16 protein-coding genes and 1 pseudogene are annotated in these 12,844 nt (G+C 62.0%); 12 read left to right on the top strand and 5 right to left on the bottom strand.

Going from position 1 to position 12,844, the window contains the following annotated elements; all coding sequences use genetic code 11:
* The first annotated feature begins 44 nt into the window (after positions 1-44).
* From NIT7645_RS03115 to lnt, 10 genes are read left to right on the top strand one after another with little or no spacing between them, the layout of a single operon-like run.
* Positions 45-299, top strand: coding sequence for an SCO family protein (locus NIT7645_RS03115; protein WP_278245803.1), 255 nt, complete (start codon positions 45-47; stop codon positions 297-299).
* A 5-nt stretch (positions 300-304) separates the two neighbouring features.
* Positions 305-727, top strand: a complete 423-nt coding sequence (locus NIT7645_RS03110) for a disulfide bond formation protein B (RefSeq protein ID WP_007803474.1) — start codon at positions 305-307, stop codon at positions 725-727.
* Entirely contained in the window at positions 724-1,383 is a 660-nt protein-coding gene (locus NIT7645_RS03105) for a DsbA family protein (RefSeq protein ID WP_007803472.1), read from the top strand. The genes NIT7645_RS03110 and NIT7645_RS03105 overlap by 4 nt, the downstream gene beginning before the upstream one ends.
* A 22-nt stretch (positions 1,384-1,405) precedes the next feature.
* A complete protein-coding gene (locus tag NIT7645_RS03100) occupies positions 1,406-1,876 on the top strand; it encodes a copper chaperone PCu(A)C (protein WP_008327335.1) in 471 nt (156 codons plus the stop codon).
* Entirely contained in the window at positions 1,876-2,502 is a 627-nt protein-coding gene (locus NIT7645_RS03095; protein WP_007803468.1) for an SCO family protein, read from the top strand. The genes NIT7645_RS03100 and NIT7645_RS03095 overlap by 1 nt, the downstream gene beginning before the upstream one ends.
* Positions 2,499-3,872 (top strand): M23 family metallopeptidase, encoded by a 1,374-nt coding sequence (locus NIT7645_RS03090; protein WP_050686157.1) that lies wholly within the window; start codon positions 2,499-2,501, stop codon positions 3,870-3,872. Before NIT7645_RS03095 ends, NIT7645_RS03090 begins: the two co-directional genes overlap by 4 nt.
* 3 nt (positions 3,873-3,875) lie before the next feature.
* Positions 3,876-4,334 carry a DUF411 domain-containing protein gene (locus NIT7645_RS03085; protein WP_007803465.1) on the top strand — a complete coding sequence of 153 codons (459 nt, stop codon included), beginning with the start codon at positions 3,876-3,878 and terminating at the stop codon, positions 4,332-4,334.
* A 22-nt stretch (positions 4,335-4,356) separates the two neighbouring features.
* Positions 4,357-5,139: a ZIP family metal transporter gene (locus NIT7645_RS03080; RefSeq protein ID WP_050686155.1), complete on the top strand. Its 783-nt coding sequence runs from the start codon at positions 4,357-4,359 to the stop codon at positions 5,137-5,139.
* Positions 5,140-5,143: 4 nt separating this feature from the next.
* Positions 5,144-5,617 (top strand): signal peptidase II, encoded by a 474-nt coding sequence (gene lspA / locus NIT7645_RS03075; RefSeq protein ID WP_007803461.1) that lies wholly within the window; start codon positions 5,144-5,146, stop codon positions 5,615-5,617.
* A complete protein-coding gene (gene lnt, locus NIT7645_RS03070; protein ID WP_009807490.1) occupies positions 5,614-7,185 on the top strand; it encodes an apolipoprotein N-acyltransferase in 1,572 nt (523 codons plus the stop codon). Before lspA ends, lnt begins: the two co-directional genes overlap by 4 nt.
* A 261-nt stretch (positions 7,186-7,446) precedes the next feature.
* On the opposite strand, the gene mntR is transcribed toward lnt, so the two are convergent.
* On the bottom strand, positions 7,447-7,905 hold the full coding sequence (mntR, locus tag NIT7645_RS03060; protein ID WP_008327326.1) for a manganese-binding transcriptional regulator MntR: 459 nt from the start codon (positions 7,903-7,905) through the stop codon (positions 7,447-7,449).
* Between the two features lie 97 nt (positions 7,906-8,002).
* Between mntR and NIT7645_RS03055 the strand changes: the two genes are divergently transcribed.
* Positions 8,003-8,278: a hypothetical protein gene (locus NIT7645_RS03055; protein ID WP_012187175.1), complete on the top strand. Its 276-nt coding sequence runs from the start codon at positions 8,003-8,005 to the stop codon at positions 8,276-8,278.
* Here the strand turns inward: NIT7645_RS03055 and NIT7645_RS03050 are convergent.
* The gene (locus NIT7645_RS03050; RefSeq protein WP_207287124.1) at positions 8,272-10,626 is read right to left on the bottom strand and encodes a heavy metal translocating P-type ATPase; all 2,355 of its coding nucleotides are present in this window, start codon (positions 10,624-10,626) and stop codon (positions 8,272-8,274) included. The genes NIT7645_RS03055 and NIT7645_RS03050 overlap by 7 nt on opposite strands.
* Positions 10,627-10,818: 192 nt before the next feature.
* On the opposite strand from NIT7645_RS03050, the gene NIT7645_RS03045 reads away from it, so the two are divergent.
* Positions 10,819-11,091 carry a hypothetical protein gene (locus tag NIT7645_RS03045; protein WP_012187176.1) on the top strand — a complete coding sequence of 91 codons (273 nt, stop codon included), beginning with the start codon at positions 10,819-10,821 and terminating at the stop codon, positions 11,089-11,091.
* A 47-nt stretch (positions 11,092-11,138) separates the two neighbouring features.
* On the opposite strand, the gene NIT7645_RS03040 is transcribed toward NIT7645_RS03045, so the two are convergent.
* The 3 genes and pseudogenes from NIT7645_RS03040 to NIT7645_RS19375 all read right to left on the bottom strand — a co-directional run.
* Positions 11,139-11,804 (bottom strand): L,D-transpeptidase, encoded by a 666-nt coding sequence (locus tag NIT7645_RS03040; RefSeq protein ID WP_007803448.1) that lies wholly within the window; start codon positions 11,802-11,804, stop codon positions 11,139-11,141.
* A gap of 193 nt (positions 11,805-11,997) precedes the next feature.
* The gene (locus NIT7645_RS03035; protein WP_007803446.1) at positions 11,998-12,720 is read right to left on the bottom strand and encodes a cytochrome c biogenesis CcdA family protein; all 723 of its coding nucleotides are present in this window, start codon (positions 12,718-12,720) and stop codon (positions 11,998-12,000) included.
* Positions 12,708-12,827 (bottom strand): annotated as a pseudogene (locus tag NIT7645_RS19375) (IS5/IS1182 family transposase); the annotation flags it as partial. The gene NIT7645_RS03035 and the pseudogene NIT7645_RS19375, both read right to left, overlap by 13 nt.
* Positions 12,828-12,844 lie beyond the last annotated feature (17 nt).

Raw genomic sequence — 12,844 nt, 5'->3', positions numbered from 1 at the left:
GCCTACGCCCAGATCAATGAACCAGCAACCTCAGGACCGTTAATGTGACAACACCGTATGTGCCCCTGTTCGACGCAGGGATCATCGGGCTGACCGGTACACCGGAGCAGATCGCCGCGACATCCGAAACCTTTCCGATATTCTTTGAGCGGATCGAGCAGGCGACTGCGCCGGGCGGATACACGATGGGTCACACGTCGCATCTTTTCCTTTTCGACACGCAAGCAGGCTTCGCGGACTCCTGGCCCTACGGCACGCCCGCCGAAGAGATCCTCGCCGATCTGAGACAGAGGATCTGATCGTCATGACCCGACTTTCCGGAGAGACGGCCCTTGGCCTGGCCTGGATCATCGCGCTCACCGCGTCGCTTGCCGTGCTCTTCATCGGCGAGGTTCTGGGGCAGACACCTTGCGTGCTCTGCTGGTTCCAGCGTGCCTTCATGTTCCCCTTGGCCATCATCCTCGGGCTTGGGCTGTGGTGGCAGGATCGGCGCGTGGGTCGCTACGGGATCGCGCTGGCTTTGGGCGGTGCCGCCGTCGCGCTTTGGCACTTGGGCCTCTATGTCGGCGTTATCCCCGAGCGTATCCAGCCCTGCACGGCGACCGGCCCATCCTGTACCGACGACAATCAACTGGTCTTCGGCATTCCGATTCCTTTGATGGCGCTCGTCGCCTTCGCGATGATCGGTCTGCTGTCGGCTCTCTCACTGAAGGAAACACAAAAATGAAACGACGCGGCCTCATCCTGTCCGTTCTCGCGCTCGGGGTCGCCGGTTTCGGCGGTGCCGCCTGGTATGCCACCCGCCCCGACCCGATTGCCGCGTCCGATCCCATCGACCCTGAAATGGCCGACGCGCTGATCCGACCCTATTCCCCGATCCTCGGGCCCGAGGATGCGCCCGTAACCATCGTTGAATTCTTCGACCCGGCCTGCGAGGCATGCCGCGCTTTCTATCCGGTCGTCGAGGATATCATGGCGGAGCACGGAGACGCGGTGCGCGTTGTAATCCGCTATACGCCTTTTCACGGCGAGGCGTCGGTAGAAGCGATCCGTGTGCTCGAGGCGGCGCGCATGCAGGACGTGTTTGAACCTGTGCTCGAGGCAGTCTTGCGAGAGCAGCCCAGATGGGCGTCTCACGGGACCCCGGCACCCGGATTGATCCTTGAGATTGCAGCAAGCGGAGGTCTGGATGTCGAAGCTGCCCGGACACAGATGCTGGCCCCCGGTGTTGTGGCGGTGCTCAACCAGGACCGCGCCGATGTCGAGACAGTCGGGGTCCGCCAAACGCCCACGTTCTTCGTGAACGGCAAGCCTCTCGATCCGTTCGGTGAGGCCGAATTGCAGAGGCTGGTGGCAGTGGAAGTTGCGGCAAGCCAAAGCTGATTTGCGGAGGCAGGAGAAACGAGTGGTGAAGAAGTTGAGATATACCAATGCATTGGCCGTGCTTTTGACGGTTGCAGGGCTGTCGGCCCCCGCACTGGCCGGTTCGGAGGATGTCGTGGTCGAGAATGCGTGGTCCCGCGCCTCGATCGGCGTCAACAGGCCAGGTGCCGCCTATATGACCGTGCGCAACACGGGTGAAGACGCCGTTACGCTGACCGGACTTGCGACACCGCTGGCAATGATGCCCGAGATCCATGAGTCGAAAACCAACTCCGATGGCGTCAGTTCCATGGCGCCTGCAGGCGAGATCACGATTGAGCCCGGCCAAAGCGTGGCATTGGAGCCGGGCGGGTTGCACGCCATGCTCATGAAGCTGCAAGAGCCGATGACCGAAGGCGAGAATTTCCCGCTGACACTGACCTTCTCGGATGGCGGCAAGGTGACGGTCGAGGTCCCAATCCTCGGAATCGCCGCGCGTGGACCGGAGGGCTGATGCAACGTCGGCAGCTCCTTCTATACGGCGCAGCCGGTGCCGGCGTTCTTGGCCTGACGCTCTTCGTGGGCTGGTGGCGGGTGGACGGGCCCGGTGCGCCTGAACCAAAAGGGCAGCGGCCCCTGCCCCTATCGGCGATGGAGTTCCGGCTGACCGACCACGAGGAAAATGAGGTAGGGCCTGGCAACCTGATCGGTCGTCCCACAATGGTGTTTTTCGGGTTCACCTACTGCCCGGACGTCTGCCCGACGACCCTATCGGATATTTCCGGCTGGCTTGAGGAACTGGGCGACGAAGCATCAGAGATGAACGTGGTCTTCATCACGGTCGACCCGGAGCGGGACACGGTCGAGGCCATGGCCGAATATGTCGGCTATTTTCATCCGGTCATTCGTGGCTGGACGGGGCCGGAAGACCAAATTGCCCGCGCTGCAGAAGGGTTTCGTGCCTCATTTGAGCGCGTCCCGACTGAGGGCGGCGGCTATACGATGAACCATACGGCAAGCGTATTCCTGTTCGATGCCGAGGGTGAGCTCGTCACCATGATCGACTATCACGAGCAAAGAGAATTCGCGGTGCCGAAGATCCAGCGCGCACTGACAGAAGACGTAGAGGGGGCAACATGAAGATAAGAACTGTCTTGGCGGCCGTTGCGGTCGCAGGCGCATTTTCGGTGACCGCCATCGCCATCTCTGGCGTTCTGTCCAAAGAACCGGTGCCCCCTGCGATTGCTGAAGCGACCCTCTGGACTCCCAATCCGCTTGCGCCGCCTCGGATTACCGAAACCAATTCGGTCCGCCCTACACTCGCCCAGGCGGATATCGCATTCGAGTTCAGACCCCGGCCGCTCCTGACCGTTTCCCCCGCTGATACCTCCTTGCCATCTATCGAGCCCCCGCTGGTCACCTGGTCGCGGGAGATTGCGTCCGGCGAGATGCTTGATGCGGTCCTTTCCGATGCGGGGCTGGATGCTTCGGATCGCGCCGAAATCGCCTTGGCGATTGGCACGGAATACGATCTGCGCCGTCTGCGTCCGGGTCACATCATTACGGTGGTTTCCACAACGGACGACAACCCGCGTCGTGTAGAGCTCGCCGTCGAAGACGGTGTCCGGATAGAGGCGGTCTTCGGCGAACAGCTTGCCGCCCGCGTGTTGGACCCGGATCCCGAATTGGTGACTTTCGCCGGCGAGGCGGTGATCGAGAGCTCGATTTTCGCCGCCCTGAACACGGCAGACATCCCCGCCCGTTTTGCGGTGGACCTGGCGCAGATGCTGGGCGGCACCGTGGATTTCCGTCGTGATCTTGCGGGTGGCGAGACGATGCGCCTCCTTTGGCGCGAGGCCCGAGACGGGAACAAGAGGATTGGTCAGCCCGAGCTTGCCTTTGCCGCACTGGATATCGATGGCTCGGTCTATGAAATCGTCTGGCCGAACGACGGCAGCGGCCAAGCGACGATCTATGTCGACGGAGAAGTCCTGCGCGTGTTTGCGCAACCGGTCGAAGGTGCACGGCTGAGTTCTGTGTTCGGGCGCCGCACCCATCCGGTCTACGGCAATGTACGGATGCACACAGGAGTCGACTTCGCGGCGGCGCGCGGCACGCCGGTACAGGCGACGGCGCCGGGCCGCGTTAGCTTCATCGGCCGACGCGGTGGGTATGGCCGGGTCGTCGAGATCGCTCATGGCTCCGACACCCTGACGCGCTATGCGCATCTGAGCGCCGTACCGGACGGGCTCACACAAGGGCAACGCGTGATGGCCGGAGATATGATCGGGCGGGTCGGTGCGACGGGTACCGCGACAGGCCCCAACCTACATTACGAAGTGCTGGTGGACGGTCGCCCAACCGACCCTCTCTCTGACGACCGATTGGCAGAGGCGGCCGAGCGTGAAGCGGACGACACGGCCGCGCTTGAGCGACTGCGTGAGGCGCGTTCACTTCTTGCTGAGAGGCTCGCCAGCGAATTTGCACAGACGACAACCGAAAGGCTTTGATCCATGAAACGATTTACTCCCGCCCTTGCCATCGCATTTGCCTTGCTTCCTGCGGCGCAGGCCGTCGCAGAGGCGATTCAGATCGACGTCCGGAAGACAAACGGCTGCGGCTGTTGCCTGTCCTGGATGAAGCACCTCGAGGAGAATGGCTTCGCGCCGATGGGCGAGGACATGTTCGGAGGATCTCTTGTGCGCTTCAAACTCGACAATGGCGTGCCGCAGCGCATGGTCTCCTGCCATACGGCTTTGGTCGACGGCTATGTGATCGAGGGCCACGTGCCGGCGGCTGACATCCAACGCCTGCTGGAGGACCGGCCAGACGCGGTAGGCCTGGCGGTGCCGGGAATGCCCTACGGGTCGCCCGGCATGGGACCGGAGGACGACCGGGAGGCTTACGATGTCTTCCTGATCCACGAAGACGGATCGACCGAGGTCTACACCAGCTACTCGGCTCCTGACTGAACTCGCGGCAGAACCTTAACAATTGGAACCCCTCTCCCCCATAGCGCTTGGCTTTCTTGGAAGCCTGGCCGCCGGATCGCTGACCGCGGTCGGGGCGGTCCCCGTTCTTTTTGGGCGCATCCCGTCCCGGGCCACGCGCGATCTGCTGCTTGGCTTCGCGGCGGGTGTCATGCTCGCGGCTTCGTTCTTCTCGCTGATCATCCCGGCTCTCGACGCAGCTGAAGGACAGTTCGACAACGGTGCTCTCCCGGCGGCCATCGTATGTGTTGCGATCCTGCTTGGCATGGGCGCGATCGCTCTGATGAACGAACGGCTACCGCATGAACATTTCAAGACGGGGCGGGAAGGTCCCGACGCCGCATCGCTGCGGCGCGTCTGGCTTTTCATCATCGCGATCACTATCCACAATTTTCCCGAAGGGCTTGCCGTCGGCGTCGGGTTCGGGGCTGACGGTTTGTCGGGCGGGTTGCCACTTGCGATCGGTATTGGATTACAGAATGCCCCCGAAGGTCTGGGGGTGGCGGTTTCGTTGCTCGGCGAGGGCTATTCCAGGCTTCGCGCCTGGGGCATCGCCGCTCTGACCGGTCTCGTCGAGCCCGTCGGTGGACTTCTCGGCGCAGGGATTATCAGTCTTTCGCAACCGCTGCTGCCCTGGGGTCTCGCCTTCGCAGCAGGTGCGATGCTCTACGTCATCAGCCACGAGATCATTCCGGAAACCCACCGATCCGGCCATCAGAACAGGGCGACGCTCGGCCTCGCCGTTGGTCTTGTGATCATGTTGTTCCTCGACGTCTGGCTGGGATAAGCTGATGAGAACTTGCCTCTTCGTCGGTCTGCTTGCTGCGCTGATCGCCTTTCTTGTCGATCAGGCAACGAAGGCAATCGTTGTGTCCAATGCGACTGTTCTTAGTTCCGGCGTATCGGTCTTTCCCGGCTTCAATCTCATCTACCTGCGCAATGACGGAGTGACCTTCGGGCTTCTCGGCGGCGCGCCGTGGTGGAGCCTTGTCTTACTGGCGCTTGGCATCTGCGTCTGGCTGGCGTTCATGCTGGTCCGTACCAGCAGCCGGGTCGAGGCCATTGCCTATGGTGCGATCATCGGCGGTGCACTCGGCAATATTCTGGACCGCCTGCGCTATCGTGCGGTGACGGATTTCCTCGATTTCTACATCGGGACGGCGCACTGGCCTGCCTTCAACATGGCCGATGTTTTTGTGGTTGGCGGCGTGATGCTGCTGCTCATTGCGCCGTGGGTTGGCGCTCGACTTCAGACCGATTCATGAAGCCGGGATTGCCGCAGTTCGTTAGTGAGGACCTGAACCTGTTCCAGCGCATGGGTCTTGCCCTTGCTGCCGGCGGATTGACGGTTTTGACTCTTCCGCCGTTTTCTTGGCTCATCGCGGTCCCTGTCGCCTTCTCCGTGCTCTTTATCGTTCTCCGGAACATCTCAACCTCGCGCGCTTTCCTTGTCGGTTGGGCTTTCGGACTGGGCCAATTCGGGATTGGAATTTCCTGGATCGCCGAGAGCTTTTACGTCGATGCCGAACGTTTCGGCGCACTGGCGATTCCGGCGGTCGCGGGTCTGTCCGCCGGACTTGCCATCTTCCCGGGCATGGCGGCGATGCTTTTTGCCGCCATCATGCAGCGCCGAGCTGTCGGCGGCATTGCGGCGGGCCTGCTGTTTGCAACCTGCTGGGTGGCCACGGAATGGCTGCGGGGTCATGTCCTGACAGGGTTTCCCTGGAACCTTGCCGCTTATGCCCTTGTCGACTATGCCGCCCTGCGCCAACCCGCCGCCTGGGTCGGAAGCTACGGTTTGGGCTTTCTCACGGTCTTCATCGGCATATTGCCAGGTGTGTTGACTGTGGCGGCGCCAAAGAGACGCGCGCCTGTTCTCGTGCTCTTCGCCGTTGCTGTGGCGGGTTTCTGGGTTGGCGGTGCGCTTCGGTCAGGGCAGGACGTGCCGCCGACAGACGTTGCTTTGCGCATCGTCCAAGGCAATGTGCCACAAGTCGAGAAGTGGGTACCGGGCAGCCGCCAGCGAACCTTGGAAAAATACCTGGGCTTGTCCGCGCAACCCGGACGTTTCGATTTGCTGCTTTGGCCGGAAACGGCCTTCCCCGGCTTTCTGGACGAAGATGCTGCGGCACGCGCGCGGATATCTGCAGCTTTGCCAGACGGCAGGATCCTACTGACAGGTGCGCCTGACCGAGTGGAGGGCGATGGGGGAACCAGATATTTCAACACGGTTCAGGCCTATGACGGCAGCGGCGAGGTTCTGACGGGGTATGCAAAACATCATCTTGTTCCGTTCGGGGAATATGTGCCCCTGAAAGGCTGGCTGCCCATCGAGCGGCTGACCGAAGGGTTGGGCGATTTCACGCCGGGACCAGGGCCGCGCACGCTGGCGATCCCTGGCGCGCCTCTGGTCGCGGTGGCGATCTGTTACGAGATCATCTTTCCGGGCCACGTGGTCGATGACCTTTTCCGCCCCGACTGGATATTCAACGCCACAAATGATGCCTGGTTCGGAACCAGCATCGGACCCGAGCAGCACCTCGCCTCCGCGCGGATGCGCGCGGTCGAGGAGGGACTTCCCGTGGTCCGGGCGGCCAACACTGGGATATCCGCGATCATCGACGCCAATGGAAATGTCGTCGCGCGTCTTGATACCGGGGAAACAGGCACCATTGATGCCGGCCTGCCGGGCGCGCGTACTCCAACGCCCTATGCGCGGTTCGGCGACTGGACCTTGTTGGTTCTTGTTTTTGGGTGCTGGGTCTTCGGCTGGCTGGCCAGTTTGCTCGGACGAGATCCCGATGCGCGGCATTTTGGAACGGAGGTATCCTGATGCTTGTGATCGTGAGCGCTATCGGAGGCGCGATCTGGGGTGGCTATCTGGCACGACGGAGGAGGGGGAATCACCTGGATATCCTCCAATATGCGGTAGCGTCTGCGATCGCCTTCGGACTTGTCGCCCTGTTTGCAACCATCGTGCTGTCGCGGGTTCTCGGCTAGCGAGCTTCGAAATTGCGCAAACGTGTCAGCGGCTTGAAGACCTGATAGCTCGAGGTCCCGATAGAGAATCGCGCGAATGTGCATCTAGGCGAGCTCATTTCTGATTGAGCCGTCGCTCGAACGCCTCCAATGTCGTCCCGCTGACGTGATGCTCGATCCCTTCCGCATCGCGTTCCGCGGTCTCTTCGTCGATTCCCAGGCTCAGAAGAAAGGCGACGACGACCCTGTGGCGGCGTCGACAGATCTCCGCGAGGTCCTGCCCGGCATCGGTGAGGAATATCGCGCGGTATGGCTCCCGCCGGACCAGACCAGCAGCCTTGAGCCGCGAGATGTTCTTGGTCACGGTCGGCGGCTTCACGCCAAGCCGCTCGGCGATCTCGACCGGTCTGGCCTCCCCGCGCGTCTCGATCAGTTCCGCGATCAGTTCGACGTAATCCTCCGCCATCTCGCTTTCATGTGCCTGACGCACGGTCGCAAAGCCATCGGCCTGCGCCTCGGGAGCCCGGTCGACCGCTTCGAATGGCTCACGCCCTTGTGATTGTAGCTTTGTCATACTCGGGACTTTGCAGCGAAACAGCGGGATTGACAACTTGTTTGCTTCGGGTAGATAAGTTAGCCATGTCTAACTTTTTACTTTGGAGGCCGTGGTGATGCGAAATATTATGAGAGTGCTGCTCGCCACACTCGCAAGTGCGCTCCTCCTGTCCGGACCTGTCGCCGCGACGCCGGCCAAGGAGGCGCCTTGGCTTCCCGAGGCAGCGGCCTACCGTCTGACGCTCTTTCTTGGAAATCTCGAGCCTCTGCCCTGGGACGACATCGAGACCGCCTGGACGGAACCCTACCGGGGTTCGGAATTCTCTGTCGGGGCGCTGGCGTGGCTGGACCGCAAAAGCGATATCGAGCTACCGAAACCGCCGGATCAATGACCGTGCGCCAGTGCTCCTTTCGCCATCTGCTCGCCCACCGGTTCTCCGCCTGAAGGCCCGGCCTCAACCTGATGGCCGTTCAGGAGCCGAAGTGCGTTGGCGACCACCAGCAGAGACACGCCTACATCCGCAGCAATGGCGCCCCACATTGAGGCCATACCGAACGCGGTCAGCCCGACGAACAGCGCCTTGGTCGCCAGCGATATGCCGATATTCTGGTGGATGATCGTCATGGCACGGCGCGAATGGCCGATAAGCCAGGGTACCTTGCCGATGTCGTCGGTCATCAGCGCGATGTCGGCCGTCTCGATCGCGGCATCCGATCCGACAGCGCCCATGGCGATGGCATAATGCGCCCGCGCCATGGCCGGTGCGTCATTCACACCGTCGCCGATCATCGCCACCATGTCGTGGCTTTCGACGAGTTCCTCAATGGCCGTCACCTTGTCTTCTGGCAAAAGTTCGGCGCGCACCTCGTCGATGCCGACTTCGGCTGCCACCGCGCGCGCGGTGCGTTCGTTGTCGCCCGTCAACATCACGATGGTCTTCACACCCTGCGCATGCAGACGCGCAACGATCCCCTTTGCATCTGGGCGGATGCGGTCGCGAAGCTCCAGTACGCCGGTCACGCCGGTCTCGTCACCCACGGCAACGAGGGTGCTCCCTGCCCCTTCGATCCGATCCCGCAGATCCGCCGGAATGGCATTGCCGAACCCCTTCTCTTCGGCGAAGCGATCCGAGCCGAGCCAGATAGCGCGCCCGTCGGCGCGTCCTTCCAGACCGCGCCCGGGCACGGTACGGGTGTCCTCTGCGGCAGACACGGAAACACCATCGGCTTCGGCGCGCGAGAGGATGGCGCGTGCCAGCGGGTGTGAAGACCGCGCCTCCAGGCTTGCTGCCAGCGCCATGAGATCGCGTGCGGAAACGCCGACCAGTGGGTGAACCGCCGCCACCTCAGGCTCGCCCATGGTGATCGTCCCGGTCTTGTCCATCGCCAGTGCCGTGGTCCGCCCCGGCGCCTCGACATAGGCGCCGCCCTTGATGAGCACCCCCGCCCGTGCCGACGCGGTCAGCGCTGCCACGATGGAGACCGGCGTAGAAATGACCAGCGCGCAAGGACATGCGATGACCAGAAGGACCAGAGCATTGTAGAACCAGTAGTCCCAGGCGCCGCCGAGCAGCAGTGGCGGCACCAGCGCGATGGCGATCGCCAAAGCCATCACGATGGGTGTGTAGATGCGCGCGAACTTGGCCACCCACTGTTCGACCGGCGCGCGGCGGGCATGGGCATCGCCCACCATGCGAATGATTTTCGCGAGCACCGTGTCCGAGGCGGCCTTCGTCGCCCGCACCGTCAGTGTGCCCTCGCCGTTGATCGTGCCGGCATAGACCTCGTCGCCTGGTTCCTTGGGCACTAGCGCGCTTTCCCCAGTAATTGGGGCCTGATCGACGGCCCCTGCCCCGTCCACGACCTCACCGTCGAGGGGGATCCGGTCGCCGCCGCGCACGATAAACCTTGCATTGACTGCCACGGCCGCGGCCGGAACGTCGGATTCAGATCCGTCGTCGTAAAGAACCCGCGCCGTTGGCGGCGCCAGATCGAGGAGCGCGGAAACCGCATTACGCGCCCGCCCCACGCTCCAGCTCTCAAGATAAAGCGAAAGCGAGAAGAAGAAGGCGACCGTCGCGGCCTCAAAAAACTCGCCGAGGCCGATGGCGCCCGCGACGGCCACCACCATGAGCAGGTTCATGTCGGGGCTAAGCCTCCGCGCCGAAGACCAGGCCTTGGGCGCGACAAGCCAGACGCCAAAAAGAATCGCGACGGCGAAGATCCCTGCTTCCACCATAGGCATAGGCACCTCGCCATGGCCCGCAAAGAGCCCGAGCGCGCCGCCCATGCCGGTCTCGACAATGTGAAAAAGGAATCCCGCCGCCCAGAAGCCGCCGCTCAACGAGGTAAAGCGCTTCTGACGTGCCAGATGCGCCGCCTGGTCCTCTGCTGCGTTGTCGGCATCCCATGGCTTGGCGCTCATGCCGGTCGTTGCGACCAACTGCGTGACTTCGTCGTCTGGTATCCTCTCGGCGCTATCGAGGATGGTCATTCGCCCGTTGATCACGTCGAATGCCAGGTGTTCGGTTCCGCCCACTTTCGGCCCGACAACCCGGTTCAGGATCGCCACCTCTTCGGCGCAATCGAGCCCGGAGACCTGAAAGCTCCTTCCGCCAGACGGCGCTGGCGCCGTGGACGCGACGTCCTTGCTGGCGTCGCAACAGGAGTTGCCTCTTGGGTCAGAATGCTCTTGATCACCCGGATGGCCGTGATCGTTGCGGTTGCCGTCGGAAGACATGGATTGACCTCAGGATTCATTGATTCCACATTGACATAGCCCCTACAGTAACTAGAGCTTCAAGGGCAACAAGTGGATATTCGTCCAGCAAGAAAGGCGCCCTGCGGAGGCTTGAAGCTAGCCGCCCCCTTGAAACGACGCGGTTGGAGCAACGCTTGCCGGTACGAAGCGATCAGAATGAGTGAGGTAGACATGCAGAAACGAAACGCGCCGATTATCGCAGCGACATTGGTGCTTGCTGGCTGCGCGGTGCCAACGCTGGACGACGGCGGCGCTCGCAACGAAGTGGGAAGTGTTCCCGAGGCCGTCATTGCCCTTGCTGCGCCTGGTCAGGATCTCACCACGGCGCGGCTTCGTCCCGAGGATGGCTGTTATTGGTATGAACACAGCGGTCCGGTGGAAAACACCTTGGTTCCGCTACGCTCGGCAGGTGGCAACCCCATCTGCACTTCGCGCCAGTCCTGATCAGCCCATAGATGCGTCAAGCCCACGCGTAACACATGATGCGCCAGTCAACTTCTCGGGGTGACGCTGTCTTCCGCCGAGTACAGGAATGCCGTCGAGCCAATCTCGACGTTGGGATAGAGATCATTGATGTGTGCCATGACCATTCGGACGCAGCCGGAACTCGCACGGCCGCCAATGCTTCTTGGATACGGTGTCCCGTGAATCCTTAGATAGGTGTCTCGGTCGCCGACGAAGAGATAGAGGGCTCGCGATCCGAGCGCGTTTTCAGGTCCGGGTTCCATACCGTCAGCGATATCGGCGTAAAGCTCTGGGTCGCGGTCGATCATGTTTTGTGTCGGCTGCCAATGCGGCCACCTGACCTTGCGCTTGATCGTATAGGTGCCCGGTTCGTAAAGTTTACCGCGCGCGATCGCCACGCCATAGCGCATCGCCGTGCCGCCTTCTTCGATGTGGTAGAGATAGCGCGCAACAGCATCGACATGGATATCACCGGGTACAAGTCCGTCCTTCGCGAGGACCCGCTGTGGCAGGAAGCGAGGGTGAAGGCCCCAAGGGTTGGACGTGGCCGGGTCGTAGCCGGGAGGTGTAACCTGTGCGTCCCAAGCTGCCTTCTGCGCATCGGTAGGCCACGTGTCTGCAAGGAGCGGGCTGGATATCGATGCCGAAAACAGCGCGGTGGTCGTCTGGATGAAATGTCGTCTTGTCAGCATATAGATTGCTCCGTTCACGCATTGGACGGCAAACCGAACCTTACCCCGAACGCAGTGTTGTTCGCCCGGGAAGGAGTGAGGCGTTATTGGCAACTTGCTCCATGGTGCCGTTCTTTGTCGGTGGCTTAACTCCTAAAGCTACTAGAGGTTCAAGAAAATTTTCTGTTATCAATAGACGCTGCTACTAATGGAGCTATCCGATCCGTCCCAGAACCGGAAATACGTCGAGCATCCAGTATGACAGCGCGCTCAACTGCCCTGTCATCATCGCCAGCCCCATCAAGATCATCACTATGCCCGCAAGCTGGTGGAGGCGGCGGCCAACCCGGCCGATGGCCCGCAACCGTCCCGCGATCTGGTCGGTGAATCCGGCCACGATCAGAAACGGTATTCCAAGGCCGGCGGAATAGACGGCAAGCAGCATGATACCTTCGCCCATCGTGGCACTCGCCGCACTGGCTGTCAGGATCGCGCCGAGGATCGGGCCGATGCACGGAGTCCAGCCGAAACCGAAGGCAAGACCGAGGACATAGGACGCAGCGGGTTGGCCCCCGGGGATGTTGAGATTGAATCGGAAGTCGCGTTCCATGACCGAAACACGCGCGGCTCCTATCATGAAGAGCCCGAAGAAAATGATGATGCCGCCCCCAACGAGGTTGAGTTCATACCGCCACCGAAGCAGGGCCTGACCCATTGCAGTCGCGGATGCGCCAAGTCCCATGAAGATGGTGGAGAAGCCGAGGACAAAACACAGGCTCAGCCAGACCGCGCGCGACGGCGAAGCGCCGACCACCCCGCCCTCAGCGGCTGTGCGCCCGGTTACGTAGGAGACATAACCTGGCACAAGAGGTAGCACGCAGGGGGACAGAAATGATATCGTGCCGGCTAGGAGGGCGGCGGTGAGGGCGCGCGCCAAGTGATGTCTTCGTCGACCCAGATCAGCAGGGACCCCCGCTTGCGCAGCGATGCGTTGTAGCTGGACCAGTTGGTCGTACGATAGCGGGCGGGAGATGGGTTGCTCATGGAATGCGGCTAACAGC

This window comes from Phaeobacter italicus, assembly GCF_001258055.1.
GTDB classification, from domain to species: domain Bacteria; phylum Pseudomonadota; class Alphaproteobacteria; order Rhodobacterales; family Rhodobacteraceae; genus Phaeobacter; species Phaeobacter italicus.
Note: the sequence above shows the minus strand (reverse complement) of the source record. Positions and strands in the feature narration are given on the sequence as shown.

What these genes read in the sequence shown, in the direction of transcription:
- NIT7645_RS03110 (WP_007803474.1), top strand. Translation starts at nt 305, where the DNA reads ATGACCCGACTTTCCGGAGAGACGGCCCTTGGCCTGGCCTGGATCATC.
- NIT7645_RS03105 (WP_007803472.1), top strand. Translation starts at nt 724, where the DNA reads ATGAAACGACGCGGCCTCATCCTGTCCGTTCTCGCGCTCGGGGTCGCC.
- NIT7645_RS03095 (WP_007803468.1), top strand. Translation starts at nt 1,876, where the DNA reads ATGCAACGTCGGCAGCTCCTTCTATACGGCGCAGCCGGTGCCGGCGTT.
- NIT7645_RS03090 (WP_050686157.1), top strand. Translation starts at nt 2,499, where the DNA reads ATGAAGATAAGAACTGTCTTGGCGGCCGTTGCGGTCGCAGGCGCATTT.
- NIT7645_RS03085 (WP_007803465.1), top strand. Translation starts at nt 3,876, where the DNA reads ATGAAACGATTTACTCCCGCCCTTGCCATCGCATTTGCCTTGCTTCCT.
- lspA (WP_007803461.1), top strand. Translation starts at nt 5,144, where the DNA reads ATGAGAACTTGCCTCTTCGTCGGTCTGCTTGCTGCGCTGATCGCCTTT.
- lnt (WP_009807490.1), top strand. Translation starts at nt 5,614, where the DNA reads ATGAAGCCGGGATTGCCGCAGTTCGTTAGTGAGGACCTGAACCTGTTC.
- mntR (WP_008327326.1), bottom strand. Translation starts at nt 7,905, where the DNA reads ATGACAAAGCTACAATCACAAGGGCGTGAGCCATTCGAAGCGGTCGAC.
- NIT7645_RS03055 (WP_012187175.1), top strand. Translation starts at nt 8,003, where the DNA reads ATGCGAAATATTATGAGAGTGCTGCTCGCCACACTCGCAAGTGCGCTC.
- NIT7645_RS03050 (WP_207287124.1), bottom strand. Translation starts at nt 10,626, where the DNA reads ATGTCTTCCGACGGCAACCGCAACGATCACGGCCATCCGGGTGATCAA.
- NIT7645_RS03045 (WP_012187176.1), top strand. Translation starts at nt 10,819, where the DNA reads ATGCAGAAACGAAACGCGCCGATTATCGCAGCGACATTGGTGCTTGCT.
- NIT7645_RS03040 (WP_007803448.1), bottom strand. Translation starts at nt 11,804, where the DNA reads ATGCTGACAAGACGACATTTCATCCAGACGACCACCGCGCTGTTTTCG.